This window comes from Minwuia thermotolerans, assembly GCF_002924445.1.
Taxonomy (GTDB): Bacteria; Pseudomonadota; Alphaproteobacteria; order Minwuiales; family Minwuiaceae; genus Minwuia; species Minwuia thermotolerans.
Window position 1 is genome coordinate 504,614 of record NZ_PIGG01000031.1, and the last position, 17,269, is coordinate 521,882.

Consider the following 17,269-nt stretch of genomic DNA (forward strand, 5'->3'; position numbering starts at 1 on the left):
ATGAGCGAGACCGCCGTGAAGCCGCGCCGCCGCCATATGGGCCAGGGCCTGAAGGTCGCGACCGAGGTCGGTCCTCTCGGCGTCTTTTTCCTGGTCAACAGCCAGTCGCACAACATCTTCGGCAATGCCGAGCCGCAGAACATCTTCTGGGCCACCGGCGCCTTCATGATCGCCATCGCGATCTCGCTGGCCGTCGCCATCTCCATCGAGCGCCGGCCGCCGGTGATGCCGCTGGTCTCCGGTGTACTGGTTCTGATCATGGGCGGGCTGACTCTCTATCTGCAGGATGAGCTTTTCATCAAGCTGAAGCCCACCATCGTGAATTCGATGTTCGCCGCCGCACTGCTGGCCGGACTCGCCTTCGGCCAGCTCTTCCTGAAGTACATTTTCGGCGCTGCCTTCTCCCTCTCGGACAAGGGCTGGCGCGTCCTGACCTGGCGCTGGGCAGGCTTCTTCGTCTTCCTGGCCATCGTCAACGAGATCGTCTGGCGCAGCTTCTCCACCGATCTGTGGGTCAGCTTCAAGGTCTTCGGCATCATGCCGATCACCATCGCCTTCGCGCTGTGGCAGATGCGGGTGGTCTACCGTTATCAGATGGACCCGGAGACCGGAGAGAAGTCCGTCGAGGGGTCCGGGGGCGGGTCGTGATTCCCTATTTCCCGGCCGAAGGCGGAGAATACCGCCTGTCGCTGGGACTGAAGGTTCTGCAGCCTGCCGCCTGGATCGAAATCGACTCGAATTTCGCTTCGGAAACTGCTGAAAAGAAACGACTTCTGATCGAGAACCGGAACGGGGTCTTCCTCGCCCTTCCCGGTTCCGAGGCCGGCCAGGCCGAATTGATCGAGACCCTCTCGGCCCACCTCCTCGAGCATCATGCTGACCGCTACAGCCACACCTCGGAGGGCCTGCGCGTGGCTGCCACCGGCGAGACGGTACAGCCGGACCCCGCCGCGCCGCTGACGGCGGCCGCGAGCCTGGTCCAGGAAGACGTCCTGCTGCTCCAGCCCTCGTCCGAGGGCCATCGCCTGGTCGCCGGCCTGCTCGGCTTCCCGACGCGCTGGCGGCTCGCCGACAAGATGGGCAAGGCGCTGGCCGGCATCCACGAACCCGTGCCCGGTTACGCCGACCGCCTGTCGCGGCAGATGGACCGGCTGTTCGCCGCTCTCACGCCCGAGCGGCTGCTCTGGCGGCTGAACTTCTCCCTGCTGGACAACCCGTCCCTGCATCAGCCGGGCGGCCATAACGATCCGAACGCCGGCCGCGGGCTCACAGCCGGCAATATCGGCGAGAAACTCTGGTTCCGTGTGGAGCGTCAGACGCTTCGGCTGCTGCCGAAGACGGACACGACGGTGTTCACCGTCCGCATTCACCAGGCGCGTCTGCGGGATGTTGTCACGACGCCGGAACGCGCCCGCGACCTCGCCGCGGCCATCGACGGCATGTCGGAGGGGATGCGCCGCTACAAGTCGATCCCCGGATTCGAGGCGCCGCTCAAGGCCTGGCTGGCGGTGGTGGCAGAAGGATAATAAATGGCGTCCTGGGGCTTGACCCCAGGACCCAGTCCTTTGGTTCGCTGGGCCCTTGGATCAAGTCCAAGGGCGCCGATGTCAATCACGCCGACAGCCACCCGGCCACCACATCGCGGAGCTGGTGGCGCTGGTTCTCCAGAAGCAGCGAATGCGTGCCGCCGCCGATCATGGTGAAGCGCCGCTCCGCCGTGCCGGTCAGCCGGGAAAAGACTTCCAGCCCCTGCTCCGGCGTCGTCTCCCGGTCCCATTCGCCCACCACCACCATCGTCGGGCAGCGGATCCGGCCGGGATCATAGGTCGGATCGCCCTTCAGCCAGTGCTGCTGCACGTCCTTGACCACGCCGGTCGGGGCCCGCAGACGCGGCGGATCGTGACGGACCGATTCCGGATCCGTGGCCACCGCCGCCTCCGCCCAGGCGCGGAGGCGCTCGGCGGGTGCGATCGCGTCCCGCTGGGCGTCGTCCAGGTCCACGGTCCAGCGCTTGACGATGGCATCGGCATCGACCGTGCGGTAAGCCCCGAGCTGGCCCGGGACCGCGATCTGGACATTGCCCGACCGCAGCCAGAGCGCGCCGGCCAGCACCAGCCGCCGGATCTTCTCCGGCAGGTCGCCGGCGACCTGCCCCCCGATCGCGGTGCCCCAGGAATAGCCGAGGAGGTCGAGTTGCCCGACGCCGCGTTCGGCCAGGATGAAGTCGATCACGCGTTTCACGTCGCCGACGGCCTCGGCCGTATCGACAATGGGGCCGTTGGCCTCGGCGGCCTGGTCCATCTCAGGCGGGCGGTCCGCGACGCCATAGCCCAGAAGGTCGACGCACCAGGCGTCGAAGCCCCGACCCGCCATCCAGTCCAGCCAGGAAACGCCTTCGACGGGGTAGTCGAACATGATCGTGGATGGATAGGTCGCGCCATGGACGAACAGCACCGGCGGGCCCGAACCGCCGCGCTTGTTGCGGACCAGGACGTTCAGCCCCTTGCGTCCGCTCGCCACACTGTGATCGGTCGCCGTTACCGTCATTTCGTCCCCCTGCCTTTCATGACGGCGCCGATTGTCACATGATTGGGCCGCGCTACGGGAGGCGGAATTGACGGAACCGGGATTTCAGAGCTTCGACCGGCTGCTGGCCGGCCATGTACGGGACGGGAAACTGGCCGGCGTGATCGGTTGCGTGGCCGACGACAGCGGCGTGCGGCACCTGTTCATGGACGGGGTGAAGGACCGCGAGAGCGGCCGGCCGATGACCCGGGACACGATCTTCCGCATCTACTCCATGACCAAGCCCGTCACCGGCGTCGCGGTGATGATGCTGCGCGACGAGGGCCGTTTCGAGCTCGACACCCCGGTATCCGATTTTCTGCCGGCGTTCCGCGACCTGAAGGTGCTGCAGCCCGACGGCACGACGCGGCCGGCGAAGACGCCGATGACGATCCGCCACCTGCTGACTCATACCGCCGGTCTCACCCTGCCGCTGTCCTACGACGGTCCGCTCGCCGACATGTACAGGAACGCGGGCCTTGAGGGCATGCGCAGCAGCGGCAGCCTGACCGATATCGCCGACCGTCTCGCCGCCCTGCCGGTGGATTTCGAACCCGGGACCCGCTGGCAGTATTCCATGGCCCAGGATCTGCTGGGCCGGATCGTCGAAGTGGCGGGCGGACAGCGCTTCGACCGGTTCCTGGAAGAGCGGATCTTCCGTCCCCTTGGCATGACGGATACCGGCTTTCACGTACCGGCGCCGAAGAAGGACCGCTTCTGTTCGGTCTATCCCGCGCCGGACGACGGAACCAACGCGCCGATCGACCGCTGGGACGACAGCCGCTTTCTGGCGCCGCCCGATTTCCCTTCCGGCGGCGGCGGCCTGGTTTCCACCCTGGATGACTACCTCGTCTTCGCACGGATGCTGATGGACGGCGGGCGCGGCCTGCTGGCGGCGGAAACGGTCGCCGAGATGACGCGCAATCACCTTCCCGGCGGCTGCGACATGGCCGCGATGGGCGTCGAGGAATTCAGCGGCGACCGCTGGGAGGGTTTCGGTTTCGGCCTGACCATGAGCGTGGTCGCCGACCCGGTGAAAGCGTCGACCGGTGGACCGGCCGGCGAATATGGCTGGTCGGGCGCGGCCGGCACCTTCTTCTTCAACGCGCCGGAGCACAGGGCCACAGCGGTCCTGCTGACCCAGTACATGCCCTCGAAAGCCTATCCTCTGCGCCGCCCGTTCCGTGAAGCCGTCTATGAGGGTCTGGCCCGATGAGATTGTTATTGCTTGGTTTCGTTCTCTCGGTTCTGACCCTCGCCGACCATTCGGAAGCTCAGGAACGCAGCCGAGGCGCGGTGCTGGCGCTGTCCTGCGCCGGCTGCCACGGCACCGACGGCATGAGCCCCGGCGCGATGCCGGCGCATTTCGACCGGCTGAGATAAGGTGGCTTCATGAAGAACATTTCCCGCCGCGGCTTCGGCAAGGCGGCGCTCGCCACCGGCATCACCATCATGGTCTCAGGCAAGGCTGCCGCGCAGCGCCGCTATGACGTCGTCGTCATCGGCGGCGGCTTCGGCGGCGCCACCGCCGCGAAGTATCTCCGAAAGTTCGAACCGAAACTGTCCGTCGCGCTGATCGAGCAGAACCGGGTCTTCCACACCTGCCCGTTCAGCAATCTGGTGATCGGCGGGCTGCGGCCGCTCAATGCGATCGCGCACAACTATCTGGCGCTGTCGAAGCGCTGGGGAATCGATGTCATCCACCAGCGGGCCGGCCGCCTGAATCCCAGCGCGCGCACCGTGCGGCTGGCCGACGGGCCGGAGATCGGCTTCGAGAAGGCCATTGTTTCGCCCGGCGTCGATTTCGATTTCCAAGCCATCGAGGGCTACGGCCGGCCAGCGATGCGCACCATGCCCCACGCCTGGAAGGCCGGCCCGCAGACCCGCGAGCTGCGCGACCAGCTGCGCGAGATGGAGGATGGCGGTCTGGTGATCATCGCCCCGCCGATGGATCCCTTCCGCTGCCCGCCGGGCCCATATGAGCGCGCCTCCATGATCGCGCACTACCTGAAGACCCGGAAGCCGCGCTCGAAGATCCTGATCCTCGATCCGAAGACGACATTCTCCAAGGAAGCCCTGTTCAAGCAGGCCTGGGAACGCCTCTATCCCGGCATGATCGAGCATCTGAATGCCGCCGACGACGGCCGCGTCGTCCGCGTCGACCCGGATCGGCTGGAGGTCGAGACCGCCTTTGGCGCACGATACAGGGGCGCGGTGGTCAACATCATCCCGCCGCAGTTCGCGGGCGTCATCGCCGGCAATGCCGGCCTGGCCAACGAGGACGGCTGGTGCCCCGTCAATCCGGTCACTTTCGAGAGCCGGATGGCCCGCGACATCCACATCATCGGCGACGCGGCCATCGCTGGCGCCATGCCGAAGTCCGGCTTCTCCGCCAACAGCCAGGGCAAGATCGCCGCACTGAACGTCGCCGCGGCGCTGACAGGGCGCGATCCGGTCGCCGGATCCTTCGCCAATACCTGTTACAGCATCCTGGCGCCGGACTATGGCATCTCGGTCGCCAAGGTCTACCGCACGACCGACGACGGCATCGTCGGCGTCGAGGGTTCGGGCGGCCTCAGTCCGATGGACGCCGACGCCGGCTTCCGCGCCGCCGAAGCCCATTACGCCCAGGGCTGGTACGAAGCCGTCACCGCCGACATGTTCACCTAGAGCGGCGGGAATTCTCTTCGCCTACTTGTGGCCCTTCGGCCATTGCGGACGATATGGCTTCTCGATCTTCTCGCACTCCTCGGCGCTCAGTTCCACCGAGAGCGCGGCCACCGCGTCGGCGATATGGCCCGGCTTCGAGGCGCCGATGATCGGTGCGGTGACGACCGGGTTCTTCAGCACCCAGGCCAGCGCCACCTGCGCCGGCGGCAGGCCCTTTGCTTCGGCCACGTCACAGACGGCATTGGCAACCGCGAAGTCCTCGTCACGGCCGAAGATGCGCTGCGCCACCGGATCCGACTTCGCGCGATCGGTGCCGCCGATGGACTTGCCCTCGGGTCGCCGGGTCAGGAAGCCGCGGGCCATGGGGCTCCACGGAATGACGCCCACCCCGGTATCCTCGCACCAGGGAAGGACTTCCCGCTCCTCCTCGCGATAGGCGGCATTGTAGTAGTTCTGCATCGAGACGAACTCGGTCCAGCCGTTCATCTGCGCCACGTGCTGCATCTCGATGAACTGCCTGGCCCACATGGAGGACGCGCCGATATAGCGGACCTTTCCGGCCTTCACGCAGTCGTGCAGGGCCTCCATCGTCTCCTCGATGGGCGTGTCGTAGTCGAAGCGGTGGATCTGGTAGAGGTCGACATAATCGGTGTCGAGCCGGCGCAGGCTGTCGTCGATGCCGGCCATGATGTGCTTGCGCGACAGGCCCCGGTCATTGGGAGCGTCGGACATCGGATTGAAGACCTTGGTGGCGATGACGACCTGATCGCGCGGCGCGAGCTCCTTCAACGCGCGGCCGGTGACCTCCTCGGACGCGCCGATCGAGTACATGTCGGCGGTGTCGAAGAAGTTGATGCCGGCCTCCCAGGCCTCCCGGAAGAACGGCTTCGATTCATCTTCGCGCAGCACCCAGCTGTGATGCCCCTGCGAAGGGTCGCCATAGGTCATGCAGCCGAGGCAGAGGCGGCTGACCTTCAGGCCGGTCCGGCCGAGACGGACATATTCCATGTTCGATGATCCCCCCTTCAGAGCACCGCGCCCAGCGCATCCATCAGCCGGGCGACGTCTTCGTCGTTGTTGTAGAGATGCGGCGTCACCCGCATGGACTGGCCACGCACACTGACATGGACATTGCGCGCCGCCAGCGCCTCGACAAGACCGGGCGGCAGGGCCTCCGGGAAGCCGAGGCCCAGGAAATGCGGGGCGCGGGCGCCCTCGGGCGGCGACGACAGGCCGAGCCGCGCGGCGCGCGCGGCAATGTCGGCTGTGCGGGTGCCCAGCGTCTCCGAGATGGCCTTGGGCGTCCAGTCGAGGATCTGCTCCATCGCCGCGATGGCGCCCGGCATCAGGGCGAAATTGGAAAACTCGCCCATGTCGAAGCGGCGCGCGCCGGGACGGAAGCCGTCGACATATTTCACCAGACCGGCAAAGTCCTCGGCATTGGAGCGGGTCATCCAGCTCTGCTCGATCGGTTCGCCGCCATGCCACTTCGGATCCGCGTAGAGAAAACCGACGCTGTAGGGGCCGAGCAGCCACTTGTAGCAGGCGGCGGCCATGAAATCGGGCCGCACTCTGCGCACGGAGAACGGCATCGCGCCGAGGGACTGGGTCAGATCGAGCGCCAGCGCCGCGCCGACTTCGCGCAGCCGCGCGCCCACCCGTTCCAGGTCGATCAGACTGCCGTCGGTCCAGTGGTTCTGCGCCAGCGCCGCCAGGGCGGTGCGCTCGTCGATGGCGTCCAGGATGACCCGGGTCCAGTCGCCGTCCTGCCCGCGATCCAGCGTGACCACCTCGGCGCCCCTGGCCCTGGCCAGCTCCCGCCAGCCGTAGACGTTGGAGGGAAACTGGTCCTTCAGCACGATGATGCGCTGACCCGCCGCGACAGGAATATTACGGGCCGCCACCGCCAGACCGTAGCTCGCCGAGGGCACCACGGCGACGTCATCCGCCGTCGCGTCGATCATGCGTGCGAGCAGACCACGGGCGTGTTCGGTCTCGGTGAAGAAGTCATCGGACGAGACGGTCCATGGCCGGGCCTTGCGGGCCGTACCTTTCGCCACCGCTTCGACGACACCGTGCATCAACGGACCCATATAGGCGCAATTGAGATAGGCCCGGTCCTCGGGGATATCGAACAGGTGACGCTGACAGGGAATCACGCCGCTTCCTCCGGCTGCTTCATGACGAACTGCACGGCGTTCCACGAACAGACAAGTTCGCGCCGCTGATTGAAGACGCGGCAATCCATCGAGACAAGCCCCAGGCCCGGACGCGACCGGCTCTCCCGCTTGTCCGTCACCTCGATCTCGCCGTAGATCGTGTCGCCAGGCCGGACCGGCGCGTGCCATTTCAGATTCTCGAGCCCGCCCGCGCCCATGGAGGCGCTGCCGATGAAACCACCCTGGATCATCATGCGGAAGGCGACGATGCTGACCTGCCAGCCGCTGGCGATGAGACCGCCATACATGGACTTGTCCGCCGCCACCTTGTCGATGTGATGCGGCTGCGGATCGTAGCGGAAGGCGAAATCGATGATGTCGGATTCGGTCAGTGTCACGCCCGGTCCGTGAAAGACCTGCCCGATCTCATAGCTTTCATAGTGCCGGGCGCGGTCCTCCGGCGTCTCCGTCACGCTCATCGCAGCCCCCGGAAGAAGGCCCGGATGTCCGCCACCAGCTCGTCAGGCTTCTCGAAGGCGGCAAAATGCCCGCCGTCGTCATGGACAGTGAAACGTTTCACGTCGTAGGCCCGCTTCAGCCAGCTCTCGGGCGGGATCGGCACCAGGTCGTAGGGAAACAGGCAGAATCCGGTCGGCACCTCGATGCGGTCAGGGGCGCCGTCCTCGCGCCGTCCCAGCTCCATGCCGCCCTCGCGGGTCACGGCCGTGTAGAGCCAGCTCGCGGAGTTGTGGGCGTTGTTGACCCAGTAGATCATGACATTGGTCAGCAGTTCGTCCATGGGGAACAGGCTGAGTTCGCCCGGCCCCTCCTTCATGCGGTGCTGGAACTTCTCGATGATCCAGGCCGCCAGACCCGCCGGGGAATCGGACAGGCCGTAGTTCAGGGTCTGCGGCTTGGTGCCCTGAATCTGGAAATAGCCCATGGCGTGCGCCGTGCGCTTTCGGAACCGCCCGATCCAGGCCCGCTCGTCTTCGGTCAGCGCGGGCGCACCCTCGCCGAGATGCGGCTTCAGCGGCACCATGTTGAGGTGGATGCCGTTCAGCCGATCCGGGTGGCGGTGCGCCAGCCAGGAGGTGACGATGGAGCCCCAGTCGCCGCCCTGGGCCGAAAAGCGCTCCACGCCGAAGACCTTGGTCATGAACCGCGCCCAGAGATCGGCGACCTTCTTCGGGTGCATCGGCGCCGCCGGCGCGCTGGACCAGCCATAGCCGGGCAGCGACGGACAGATCACGGTGAAGCCGTCCTCGGCATCGCCGCCGAAGCGCTCGGGATGGGCCAGCGGCTCGATGATGCGGTGAAATTCGAAGGTCGAACCCGGCCAGCCGTGGGTAATCACCAGCGGCTCGGGATTGGCCCCCGAACCGGGCTCGCAGACGAAATGGATGTCGAAGCCGTCAACCTGAGCGATGTAGTTCGGCCAGCGGTTGAGCTCGGTCTCCCAGCGGCGCCAGTCATAGCCATTGCGCCAGTGGTCCACGAGCCTGCGCATGTAGGCGAGGTCGGTGCCGTAGAGCCAGCCGCCGCCTTCCGGTTCGTTGGGAAAACGCGTACGCGCCAGCCGGGCCGCGAGATCGTCGAGCACCGTCTGGTCGACATTGATGGTGAACGCCTGCGCGTTGATATGCACCTCGGCCCCTCCCCCGGTTCATAGCGGCGACCCCAGGGGTCAGGCGCGCCCCGCCTCGGTCGAAAGCAGCGCCGGATCAATGCCGATCCGCCGTACCGCCGCCGCCCACTTGTCGTCCAGCGGCAGATCGAAGACAAGCTCGGAATCCGCCGGACAGTGGAGCCAGTCATTGCGCTGCATCTCGCTCTCGAGCTGTCCCGGCGCCCAGCCGGCATAGCCAAGCGCCAGCACCGCCTGGCGCGGCCCCTCGCCGGTGGCCAGCGCGCGCAATATGTCGACTGTCGCCGTCAGCGACACGCCTTCGCCCATGCCCACTGTGGCGTCGCGCGTGTAGTCGGGCGAGTGCAGCACGAAGCCACGGCCGGTCTCGACCGGTCCGCCGTAGTGGATCGAGATCGGCGGCATCTCCTCGGCATCGCCGATGTCGAGCTGGCTGGCCAGATCCCCGAAGCTGAGATTGGGCAGCGCCTTGTTGACGATCAGGCCCATGGCGCCGCCCTCGGCGCTGTGGGCGCACATGAAGATGACCGAATGCTCGAAGCGCTGATCGGGCATCGAGGGCATGGCGATCAGCAGATGCCCTTCCAGGCTGTCTGCCGCGCGGCTCTCCTTGTCGCTACTCATGCACAGAGGATGAAACGCCGGAGCCCGCCTTTCAAGCGGACAAAGCGTCCTGCCGCCGCGGACTCTCCCCCCACGGCATCGTGAGCGGTTGCGACTGGCGCCCGCCTCGGGGCGTGATTATAGAACCGCCATGCGCCCCATCGCGTTCGCTCTTGCCCTGTTCCTCGCCGCCGTCGCCGGTAATGGCGCGGCGCCTGCGCAACAGGATCCCGTCTCCGCCTGGGCGGGCATTCCCGAGGCGGAAGTGCGCCTGATCGCCGGCCATGTCCGCGGCGAAGGCGACATGCTGGGTCTGCATTTCGTTCTGGCCGACGAATGGAAGACCTACTGGCGCAGCCCCGGCGACGCCGGACTGCCGCCGGTGCCGGACTGGACGGCGAGCAGCGGTCTTGGCCGCGCCGACCTCGCCTGGCCCCTGCCGGAGCGGTTCGACTACTACGGCCTGACGACCTATGGCTATCACGGCGAAGCGGTGCTGCCGGTGCGCATCGAACGCGCCCCCGGGGAGATCACGCGCATCCGTCTGGCGCTCTCCTATGCCGCCTGCGCAGAGGTCTGCGTGCCGATCGAGGCCGAACTGGCACTCGACCTGCCTGCCGGGCCGCTGGCCGAGAACCGTCACGGCGCGGCCATTGCGTCGGCGCTGGCCCGGGTGCCCGAACAATCCCCGTCCGGTCTGACGGTCGAGACGCTTTCGGCGGAAGGCGGCGAACTCGCTGTGAGCTTCGGCACAGCGCGGCCGCTGTCGGAGCCCGACCTGATCGTCGAGGGCCCGCGCGACCTCTATTTCCACAACCCACGCTGTGAAGCCGTTGACCTGGTCACGCGGTGCCGCATGGCGATCGGCGGCGCCAGAGACGACACCGCTCTGGAAGGAACGCGCCTGATCCTCACGCTGAGTGGCCGTGATTACGCCGCCGAATTACCGGCGGTGGTCGGAAAACGGTGACAATCGCCGCCGCAACTGGAAACTGGGCTATGATCACACTAAGTGCGCTTTGGCTGCCCGAGAACGGCGCGGCGCGAAATCCATGAAGGGGGTGCAGAAATGACTATCCAAGTTGGCGACAAGATGCCCGAAGGCGGCTTCATGCAGATGACCGATGACGGCCCTGCGCCGATCACCAGCAGCGACCTGTTCGACGGCAAGAAGGTGGTGCTGTTCGCGGTGCCCGGCGCCTTCACGCCCACCTGCTCGGCCAAGCATGTGCCGGGCTTCGTATCCCGCGCGGACGAACTGAAGGCCAAGGGCGTCGACACCATCGCCTGCCTGTCGGTCAACGACGTCTTCGTCATGAACGCATGGGGCAAGGACCAGTCGGTGGGCGACAAGGTGATGATGCTCGCCGACGGCTCCGGCGACTACGTGTCCCGGCTGGGCCTCGAACTGGACCTGACGCCGCGCGGCATGGGCAAGCGCGCCACGCGCTTCGCCATGATCGTCAACGATGGCAAGGTCGAGCACCTGGGCGTCGAAAGCAATCCTGGCGAGCTGACGGTCTCCGGCGCGGACGCGATTCTCGAGAAGCTCTGAGCCGGTCGATCAGGGGCCGAACGGTCCCCTGCAGCGGAAAGGGGGCCGGTTCCGGCCCCCTTTTTCGTGGCGCGCGGGCTCAGGCGCTTCGTCCGGCGGCGCACTCGACCCGTTCCGGCGGCAGAATGATGGCGGCCCGCGTGCCGCTGCCCAGGGCGCTCTCGATCTCCAGCCGCCCGCCATGGGCTTCGACGAGCGCCTTGACGATGGGCAGGCCGAGGCCCGTGCCCTCCTCGTTCAGATAGAGTTCTTCTTCCACCTGGCCGAAGGGCTCCAGCACCGTATCCATCTTGTCTTCGGGAATGCCGATGCCGGTGTCGGTGACGCTGAAACCGGGCTGCGGTCCCTCCGCCTCGAACGCCAGCGTGACACGCCCGCCTGCGGGCGTGAACTTCAGCGCGTTCGAGAGCAGGTTGAGGATCATCTGCCGCACCGCCCGTACGTCGACGATCAGCGCAGAGACGTTGCCCCGATCCACCTGCAGGTCGATGCGCGCCTCCTCGAAGCGCTGGCGCATCAGCCGCGCCGTCTGGTCGATCAGGTCGTTCACGGCGACCGGCTCGGGTTGGAAATTCATCCGTCCGGCCTCGATCTTCGAAAGGTCCAGAATGTCGTTGATCAGGTTCAGCAGATGCTGGCCGCTCTGCCCGATGTCGGCCACATAGCCGCGATAACGGGCATTGCCGATCGGCCCCATCACCCCGTGCAGCATCAGTTCCGAAAATCCGATGATGGCGTTCAGGGGCGTGCGCAATTCATGGCTCATGTGCGCCAGGAACTGGCTCTTGGCCGCGTTGGCGCGCTCGGCCTGCTCCTTGGCCAGGCGCATCTTGTGTTCGCTCTCCCGCAGACGCCTCTCGGTCGAGAACTGTGCGTGGGCATAGCGGAGGGAGCGCGCGATCAGGCGCGCGGACAGGTCGGGCTTCTCCAGATAGTCGGCCGCCCCGGCGGCCAGCGCCAGAGCTTCCGACTGCTCGTCGCCCGCCTCGGCCAGCAGGATGACCGGCAGGATCGGATAAGGACGCGACAGGGCCTCGATCAGGGCCGCACCCGATCCGCCGGAGATGTTCTGGTCCACCAGGGCAACATCGAACTCGCCGCTTCCCAGCATGCGCTGCGCGTCTTCGGCATTGTCGATGTGGAACAGGTTGTACGTCCCGGCGGACCGCAGCATCCGCTTGACCACCACGAAGTCCTCGTAGTCGTCATCCACCATCACCACGCGCAGCACGCGCTGTGACGCGACCTCCCTGGGCCGGAATGCCAGAATGTTGCGAGGTTCCTTCACCCTTGCCTTCCAGGATCGTTACCGTTGCCCGGGCAACATCCGCTGAACTCTGAGGGGAGCGGTGCTTAGGATCAATCGCAACCCCGGCCCGGAAATGGCCAGGTAACTGTTAACCCTGAAAACCGTGACAGCCATCACGCGGCGGTTCCTGTCGCGATCAGCGTGGTATGGCTTCCCGCGCAAGGCGGTCGGCGCGTTCGTTCTCGGCATGGCCTGAATGGCCCTTGACCCAGCGCCAGTCGATTTCATGGCGGCGGTTGAGATCGTCAAGCTGGCGCCAGAGTTCCTCGTTCAGCACAGGCTTCCTTGCCGCGGTTTTCCATCCTCTGGCTTTCCAGCCCGGCAGCCAGCGGGTAATTCCGTCCATCAGGTAGCGGCTGTCCGTGTGCAGTATGACGCGGCACGGCCGTTTCAACTGCGACAGCGCCTCGATGGCGGCGGTCATCTCCATACGGTTGTTGGTGGTCTGTGCCTCGCCGCCGCTCAGTTCCTTCTCGCGCTCGCCATAGCGCAGAACCGCGCCCCACCCGCCGGGCCCGGGATTGCCCGAGCAGGCACCGTCGGTCCAGATTTCCACCTGCCGCATTTCAGAAATCCAGCCCATAGGCGGCGGCTCCGCCGACGCCGCGGTGAAAATCCAGCTTGCGCCAGTACTCGAGCGGGTTCTTCGGGGTCACGAACGCGCCCTCCGGGTGGTTCAGCCAGTCGTAGAGCCGGGTCAGCAGGAACCGCATGGCCGCGCCGCGGGCCAGGACGGGCAAGGCGTCGAACTCCGGTCTCGAGAGCGGCCGGCGGGCCCGGTACGCCCCCAGCATCTGCCGCGCCTTGGTGATGTTGAACGCGCCATCGGGCTCGAAGCACCAGGCGTTCAGGCAGATGGCGAGGTCGTAGACCAGTATGTCGTTGCAGGCGAAGTAGAAGTCGATCACCCCGCTCAGGCGCTCGTCCAGGAAGAAGACGTTGTCGGGAAACAGATCGGCGTGAATGATGCCGCGGGGCAGATCGCGGGGCCACGCCGTCTCCAGCACATCCAGTTCGCGGGCGATCTCATCGGCCAGCCCGGACCGCACGTCGTCGGCGCCGGGCCCGCAACGCTCGGCCAGCGGCCGCCAGTCGCCGACGGACAGGTCGTTGGGCCGCTCAGGTCCGAAGTCGGCCGCGGCCAGATGCAGCGACGCCAGCGCGTCACCCACTGCCCAGGCATGGCGCGGCAACGGCTTGCGCGGCCAGCGGCCCTTCAGGAAGGAGACGATCGCAGCCGGCTTGGCGCGGATATCGCTCAGCACGCCGCCATCGCGGCGCCGGACGGGCACCGGGCAGGGAAAGCCGCGGTCCGACAGGTGGGAAAGCAGCGCGAGAAACCAGGGCAGATCGTCGGGCTTCACCCGCTTCTCGTAGATGGTGAGGATGAACATGCCGGCATCGGTCTGCAGCAGGAAGTTGGAGTTCTCCACGCCTTCCGCGATTCCGGTGCAGGCGATGGCGCCGCCGATCTCGTAGTCGGCGAGGAGGGCGTCGAGTTCCCCGTCGCCGATCTCGGTATAGACCGCCAAGTCCCTGCCGATCAGTCGAGCAGGGCACGGGGCAGCCGGAAGACAACCTCCTCGCGAACGCCGTCGACCTCCCGCACCTGCACGTCATAGCGGCTGCGGAAGGCCTCCAGAACCTCCTCCACCAGCACGTCGGGCGCTGAGGCGCCGGCCGTCAATCCGATCATGCCCGCGCCATCGACCAGGCTCCAGTCCAGCTCGTCGGCGCGCGGCACAAGGATGGCCTTCGGGCAGCCCGCCTTCTCGGCCACTTCGACCAGCCGTTTGGAATTGGACGAATTCTGTGCGCCCACCACCAGGACCACGTCGCACCGGCTGGCGATCTCCTTCACGGCCGCCTGCCGGTTGGTAGTGGCGTAGCAGATGTCTTCCTTGTGCGGCCGGTGGATGGTGGGAAAACGCCGCACCAGCGTGTCCACGATCGCCGCCGTGTCGTCGACCGACAGGGTCGTCTGGGTGATGAAGGCCAGGTTCTCCGGGTCCGGCACCTCCAGCGCATCGGCCTGATCGGTGTTCTCGATCAAGGTGATGGCGCCGTCGGGAAGCTGGCCCATCGTGCCGATGACTTCCGGGTGGCCGGCATGGCCGATCATGACGATCTGGCGGCCGTTGCGGTAATGGCGCTCGGCTTCGACATGAACCTTGGAGACAAGGGGGCAGGTCGCGTCCAGATAGAACTGTTCACGCCGCTGCGCCTCCTCGGGCACCCATTTCGGCACGCCATGGGCGGAGAACACCACCACGGCGTCCGATGGCACCTCGTCCAGTTCCTCGACGAACACGGCGCCGCGCTTTTCGAGGCCTTCGACCACGAAACGGTTGTGGACGATCTCGTGGCGCACGTAGACAGGCGCCCCGTACTTGTCGAGGGCCTTGTCGACAACCTGGATGGCCCGCTCGACCCCGGCGCAGAAGCCGCGGGGATTGGCCAGCAGGATCTCCTTGAATGCACGCTCCGTCGCTGTCACCGGCTACTCCTTCGCGGACAGGGCTTGCGGCTTGTGAACCACCGGCACCTCATCTACATTGCCGCCCCTCAGACGACAAGGTCGCGCCCCCGAATCGATGGTCAACCGACTGGAAGAATACGCTCCGTCCGGAAGCCATCCCGACGACGTCCAGAAACAAGTTCAGAGCAGATGAAAGCAAGAAACGCATTGATTGTGGCCGCCATGCTTGGCGCCGGCGCCTTCGCGCTCTCCGGCTGCGGAGGGAGCAGCGCCGCAGCCGGGCCCTGCCCGAAGATCGGCGTTCTGCCGGATGCGGCCGATTATCCGGTACAGGACGCCAGCGGCAAGCTGCTGGCCCTGGCGCGCCTCAGCGTCAGCAATTCGGCCTGCATCTATGACAAGAGCCAGGCGTCTTCGACGGGCTTTTCCCACGTCGACTTTTCCATCGAGCTGACCGTCACCGCGGTGCGCGCGGAGGGTTCGCTGGTCGACGATATCGACGTGCCGGTCGTGGTCGCGACCGTTTCCGGCGACGGCGTGCTGACCGCCCGCGACGACTACGAGATGAACGTCGAGATCGACGGCCGCACCGGCGAGAAGACGCAGCGCCTGCATATCCGCATCCCCTATGCCGGCAACGGCTTCGCGTCCGATCACCGCGTGCTTGCCGCCTTCCGGCTGGACGAGCGGACCGTACAGTTCAACCGCAGCCGGCTGGGCCGCTGAGCCGGAAGGCCGGGGAATGCGCACGATGACGGAGCGGAAGCCCGACGCGAAGGAAGAAAAGGCGGCGCGACTGGCGCGGAAGCTGCGCGAGAATCTGAAGCGCCGCCGCCGGCCCGACGCGGGCGGCAAGCGCCGGGCGATCAAGAACGACGAGAAGCACTGACCCGCCAGAAGTGGCCACATCGCCGCCACGTTGACGCGTCACGCTCGGATTTCTAACTAACCAGCGGTCCCGGGCGCGCCGGGGCCCGATTCGAGGTGTCGCGAATTCATGGACAGCATTCTGATCCGCGGCGGCCTGCCGCTGCGGGGCACGATCGAGATCAGCGGCGCCAAGAACGCCGCGTTGCCGCTGATGGCCGCATGCCTGCTGACGGACGAGCCGCTGCGCCTGTCGAACGTGCCGGCCCTGATGGACATCCGGACCATGGCCGAACTGCTGCGCTGTCTCGGCGTCGAGGCCGACGATCAGGGCGGCGGCGCGTGGACCCTGCACGTGGCCGACATCGCCGACACCACCGCGCCATATGACATCGTGCGGAAGATGCGCGCCAGCGTGCTGGTTCTCGGTCCGCTGCTGGCCCGGACCGGCAAGGCCGATGTCTCCCTGCCCGGAGGTTGCGCCATCGGCACGCGGCCGGTGAACATCCACATCGACGGGCTCATGGCGCTGGGCGCGGAGATCGAGATCGACGGCGGCTACATCCGGGCGAAGGCGCCAAAGGGCCTGACGGGCGCAGTCTACACGATGCCCCAGGTTTCCGTCGGCGCCACCGAGAACCTGCTGATGGCGGCGGTGCTGGCCAGGGGAACGACCGTGCTGGAGAACGCCGCGCGCGAACCCGAGATTGCCGATCTGATCGATCTGCTGACGGCGATGGGCGCGCGGATCGAAGGCCGCGGCACCGACCGCCTGACCGTGTGCGGCGTCGACGCGCTCCACGGCGCCGACCACGCGGTCCTGCCCGACCGGATCGAGACCGGCACCTACGCCGTCGCCGGCGCAATCACCGGCGGCGACCTGATGCTGAAGGGCGCCAATCACGAGATCGTCGAGGCGATCATGAAGCCGCTGCGCGAGTCCGGCGCGACCCTCGACTTCCTGGAAGACGGCATCCGCGTCCGCCGCGACGGCCAGGGCATTCTCGGCGTCGACGTCATGACCCAGCCCTATCCGGGCTTTCCGACCGACATGCAGGCGCAGATCATGGCGCTGATGTCGATCAGTCACGGCGCGGCAATGATCACCGAGACGATCTTCGAGAACCGCTTCATGCATGTCCCCGAGCTGGGACGGATGGGCGCGGACATCACCGTGCACGGCGCCTCGGCGCTGGTGCGGGGCGTGCGCCGTCTCCGCGGCGCTCCGGTCATGGCGACAGACCTGCGCGCATCGGTCTCGCTGGTGCTGGCGGGCCTGGCCGCGGATGGCGAGACGCAGGTCAATCGCGTATATCATCTGGATCGGGGTTACGAACGGCTCGAACAGAAGCTGGAGGCCTGCGGCGCCGATATCGAGCGCGTGAAGGGGCAATGAGGGACACGGGTAGCGGAC

20 protein-coding genes are annotated in these 17,269 nt (G+C 66.7%); 10 read left to right on the top strand and 10 right to left on the bottom strand.

Going from position 1 to position 17,269, the window contains the following annotated elements:
• Nucleotides 1–648: a septation protein A gene (locus CWC60_RS10265; protein ID WP_109793880.1), complete on the top strand. Its 648-nt coding sequence runs from the start codon at nucleotides 1–3 to the stop codon at nucleotides 646–648.
• Nucleotides 645–1,526, top strand: a complete 882-nt coding sequence (locus CWC60_RS10270) for a heme-dependent oxidative N-demethylase family protein (RefSeq protein WP_164516471.1) — start codon at nucleotides 645–647, stop codon at nucleotides 1,524–1,526. Before CWC60_RS10265 ends, CWC60_RS10270 begins: the two co-directional genes overlap by 4 nt.
• An 85-nt stretch (nucleotides 1,527–1,611) precedes the next feature.
• Here the strand turns inward: CWC60_RS10270 and CWC60_RS10275 are convergent, their stop codons facing one another.
• Nucleotides 1,612–2,547, bottom strand: coding sequence for an alpha/beta fold hydrolase (locus tag CWC60_RS10275; protein WP_109793882.1), 936 nt, complete (start codon nucleotides 2,545–2,547; stop codon nucleotides 1,612–1,614).
• 67 nt (nucleotides 2,548–2,614) lie between these two features.
• Between CWC60_RS10275 and CWC60_RS10280 the strand changes: the two genes are divergently transcribed.
• The 3 genes from CWC60_RS10280 to CWC60_RS10285 are packed head-to-tail and all read left to right on the top strand — an operon-like array spanning nucleotide 2,615 to nucleotide 5,235.
• Nucleotides 2,615–3,781 carry a serine hydrolase domain-containing protein gene (locus CWC60_RS10280; RefSeq protein ID WP_164516472.1) on the top strand — a complete coding sequence of 389 codons (1,167 nt, stop codon included), beginning with the start codon at nucleotides 2,615–2,617 and terminating at the stop codon, nucleotides 3,779–3,781.
• Nucleotides 3,778–3,948 carry a c-type cytochrome gene (locus CWC60_RS23595; RefSeq protein ID WP_164516473.1) on the top strand — a complete coding sequence of 57 codons (171 nt, stop codon included), beginning with the start codon at nucleotides 3,778–3,780 and terminating at the stop codon, nucleotides 3,946–3,948. The genes CWC60_RS10280 and CWC60_RS23595 overlap by 4 nt, the downstream gene beginning before the upstream one ends.
• 9 nt (nucleotides 3,949–3,957) lie before the next feature.
• Nucleotides 3,958–5,235 (top strand): NAD(P)/FAD-dependent oxidoreductase, encoded by a 1,278-nt coding sequence (locus CWC60_RS10285; protein ID WP_109793884.1) that lies wholly within the window; start codon nucleotides 3,958–3,960, stop codon nucleotides 5,233–5,235.
• Nucleotides 5,236–5,256: 21 nt separating this feature from the next.
• Here CWC60_RS10285 and CWC60_RS10290 read toward each other — a convergent pair whose 3' ends face one another.
• Genes CWC60_RS10290 through CWC60_RS10310 form a run of 5 tightly spaced genes read right to left on the bottom strand, consistent with a single transcriptional unit; the run spans nucleotide 5,257 to nucleotide 9,666 of the window.
• Nucleotides 5,257–6,243 carry an aldo/keto reductase gene (locus tag CWC60_RS10290; RefSeq protein ID WP_109793885.1) on the bottom strand — a complete coding sequence of 329 codons (987 nt, stop codon included), beginning with the start codon at nucleotides 6,241–6,243 and terminating at the stop codon, nucleotides 5,257–5,259.
• A 17-nt stretch (nucleotides 6,244–6,260) separates the two neighbouring features.
• Entirely contained in the window at nucleotides 6,261–7,394 is a 1,134-nt protein-coding gene (locus CWC60_RS10295; protein WP_164516474.1) for an aminotransferase class V-fold PLP-dependent enzyme, read from the bottom strand.
• The gene (locus CWC60_RS10300; protein ID WP_109793886.1) at nucleotides 7,391–7,873 is read right to left on the bottom strand and encodes a MaoC family dehydratase; all 483 of its coding nucleotides are present in this window, start codon (nucleotides 7,871–7,873) and stop codon (nucleotides 7,391–7,393) included. The genes CWC60_RS10295 and CWC60_RS10300 overlap by 4 nt, the downstream gene beginning before the upstream one ends.
• The gene (locus tag CWC60_RS10305; protein WP_109793887.1) at nucleotides 7,870–9,042 is read right to left on the bottom strand and encodes an epoxide hydrolase family protein; all 1,173 of its coding nucleotides are present in this window, start codon (nucleotides 9,040–9,042) and stop codon (nucleotides 7,870–7,872) included. Before CWC60_RS10305 ends, CWC60_RS10300 begins: the two co-directional genes overlap by 4 nt.
• A gap of 39 nt (nucleotides 9,043–9,081) precedes the next feature.
• Nucleotides 9,082–9,666 carry a YqgE/AlgH family protein gene (locus CWC60_RS10310; RefSeq protein ID WP_109793888.1) on the bottom strand — a complete coding sequence of 195 codons (585 nt, stop codon included), beginning with the start codon at nucleotides 9,664–9,666 and terminating at the stop codon, nucleotides 9,082–9,084.
• A gap of 130 nt (nucleotides 9,667–9,796) precedes the next feature.
• On the opposite strand from CWC60_RS10310, the gene CWC60_RS10315 reads away from it, so the two are divergent.
• Both CWC60_RS10315 and CWC60_RS10320 read left to right on the top strand, forming a co-directional pair.
• Complete coding sequence (locus CWC60_RS10315; RefSeq protein WP_109793889.1) at nucleotides 9,797–10,615, top strand: protein-disulfide reductase DsbD domain-containing protein; 819 nt, start codon at nucleotides 9,797–9,799, stop codon at nucleotides 10,613–10,615.
• Nucleotides 10,616–10,714: 99 nt separating this feature from the next.
• Entirely contained in the window at nucleotides 10,715–11,200 is a 486-nt protein-coding gene (locus CWC60_RS10320; protein WP_109793890.1) for a peroxiredoxin, read from the top strand.
• 79 nt (nucleotides 11,201–11,279) lie between these two features.
• Here CWC60_RS10320 and CWC60_RS10325 read toward each other — a convergent pair whose 3' ends face one another.
• From CWC60_RS10325 to ispH, 4 genes are all read right to left on the bottom strand, one after another.
• Nucleotides 11,280–12,488: a hybrid sensor histidine kinase/response regulator gene (locus tag CWC60_RS10325; protein WP_109796307.1), complete on the bottom strand. Its 1,209-nt coding sequence runs from the start codon at nucleotides 12,486–12,488 to the stop codon at nucleotides 11,280–11,282.
• A 157-nt stretch (nucleotides 12,489–12,645) separates the two neighbouring features.
• Entirely contained in the window at nucleotides 12,646–13,074 is a 429-nt protein-coding gene (rnhA, locus tag CWC60_RS10330; RefSeq protein ID WP_164516475.1) for a ribonuclease HI, read from the bottom strand.
• Nucleotide 13,075: 1 nt separating this feature from the next.
• On the bottom strand, nucleotides 13,076–14,041 hold the full coding sequence (locus CWC60_RS10335; RefSeq protein WP_109793892.1) for a homoserine kinase: 966 nt from the start codon (nucleotides 14,039–14,041) through the stop codon (nucleotides 13,076–13,078).
• A gap of 11 nt (nucleotides 14,042–14,052) precedes the next feature.
• The gene (ispH, locus tag CWC60_RS10340; protein ID WP_109793893.1) at nucleotides 14,053–15,006 is read right to left on the bottom strand and encodes a 4-hydroxy-3-methylbut-2-enyl diphosphate reductase; all 954 of its coding nucleotides are present in this window, start codon (nucleotides 15,004–15,006) and stop codon (nucleotides 14,053–14,055) included.
• 171 nt (nucleotides 15,007–15,177) lie between these two features.
• On the opposite strand from ispH, the gene CWC60_RS10345 reads away from it, so the two are divergent.
• From CWC60_RS10345 to murA, 3 genes are all read left to right on the top strand, one after another.
• Complete coding sequence (locus CWC60_RS10345; RefSeq protein ID WP_125182760.1) at nucleotides 15,178–15,714, top strand: hypothetical protein; 537 nt, start codon at nucleotides 15,178–15,180, stop codon at nucleotides 15,712–15,714.
• Between the two features lie 16 nt (nucleotides 15,715–15,730).
• The gene (locus CWC60_RS23600) at nucleotides 15,731–15,877 is read left to right on the top strand and encodes a hypothetical protein (protein ID WP_164516476.1); all 147 of its coding nucleotides are present in this window, start codon (nucleotides 15,731–15,733) and stop codon (nucleotides 15,875–15,877) included.
• 108 nt (nucleotides 15,878–15,985) lie between these two features.
• On the top strand, nucleotides 15,986–17,251 hold the full coding sequence (gene murA, locus CWC60_RS10350) for a UDP-N-acetylglucosamine 1-carboxyvinyltransferase (protein ID WP_109793895.1): 1,266 nt from the start codon (nucleotides 15,986–15,988) through the stop codon (nucleotides 17,249–17,251).
• Nucleotides 17,252–17,269: the final 18 nt, after the last annotated feature.

Excerpts from the sequence above, each read along its gene's own strand:
- CWC60_RS10265 (WP_109793880.1), top strand. The coding sequence starts at position 1 with ATGAGCGAGACCGCCGTGAAGCCGCGCCGCCGCCATATGGGCCAGGGC.
- CWC60_RS10275 (WP_109793882.1), bottom strand. The coding sequence starts at position 2,547 with ATGACGGTAACGGCGACCGATCACAGTGTGGCGAGCGGACGCAAGGGG.
- CWC60_RS23595 (WP_164516473.1), top strand. The coding sequence starts at position 3,778 with ATGAGATTGTTATTGCTTGGTTTCGTTCTCTCGGTTCTGACCCTCGCC.
- CWC60_RS10285 (WP_109793884.1), top strand. The coding sequence starts at position 3,958 with ATGAAGAACATTTCCCGCCGCGGCTTCGGCAAGGCGGCGCTCGCCACC.
- CWC60_RS10290 (WP_109793885.1), bottom strand. The coding sequence starts at position 6,243 with ATGGAATATGTCCGTCTCGGCCGGACCGGCCTGAAGGTCAGCCGCCTC.
- CWC60_RS10300 (WP_109793886.1), bottom strand. The coding sequence starts at position 7,873 with ATGAGCGTGACGGAGACGCCGGAGGACCGCGCCCGGCACTATGAAAGC.
- CWC60_RS10310 (WP_109793888.1), bottom strand. The coding sequence starts at position 9,666 with ATGAGTAGCGACAAGGAGAGCCGCGCGGCAGACAGCCTGGAAGGGCAT.
- CWC60_RS10315 (WP_109793889.1), top strand. The coding sequence starts at position 9,797 with ATGCGCCCCATCGCGTTCGCTCTTGCCCTGTTCCTCGCCGCCGTCGCC.
- CWC60_RS10320 (WP_109793890.1), top strand. The coding sequence starts at position 10,715 with ATGACTATCCAAGTTGGCGACAAGATGCCCGAAGGCGGCTTCATGCAG.
- rnhA (WP_164516475.1), bottom strand. The coding sequence starts at position 13,074 with ATGCGGCAGGTGGAAATCTGGACCGACGGTGCCTGCTCGGGCAATCCC.
- CWC60_RS10345 (WP_125182760.1), top strand. The coding sequence starts at position 15,178 with ATGAAAGCAAGAAACGCATTGATTGTGGCCGCCATGCTTGGCGCCGGC.
- CWC60_RS23600 (WP_164516476.1), top strand. The coding sequence starts at position 15,731 with ATGCGCACGATGACGGAGCGGAAGCCCGACGCGAAGGAAGAAAAGGCG.
- murA (WP_109793895.1), top strand. The coding sequence starts at position 15,986 with ATGGACAGCATTCTGATCCGCGGCGGCCTGCCGCTGCGGGGCACGATC.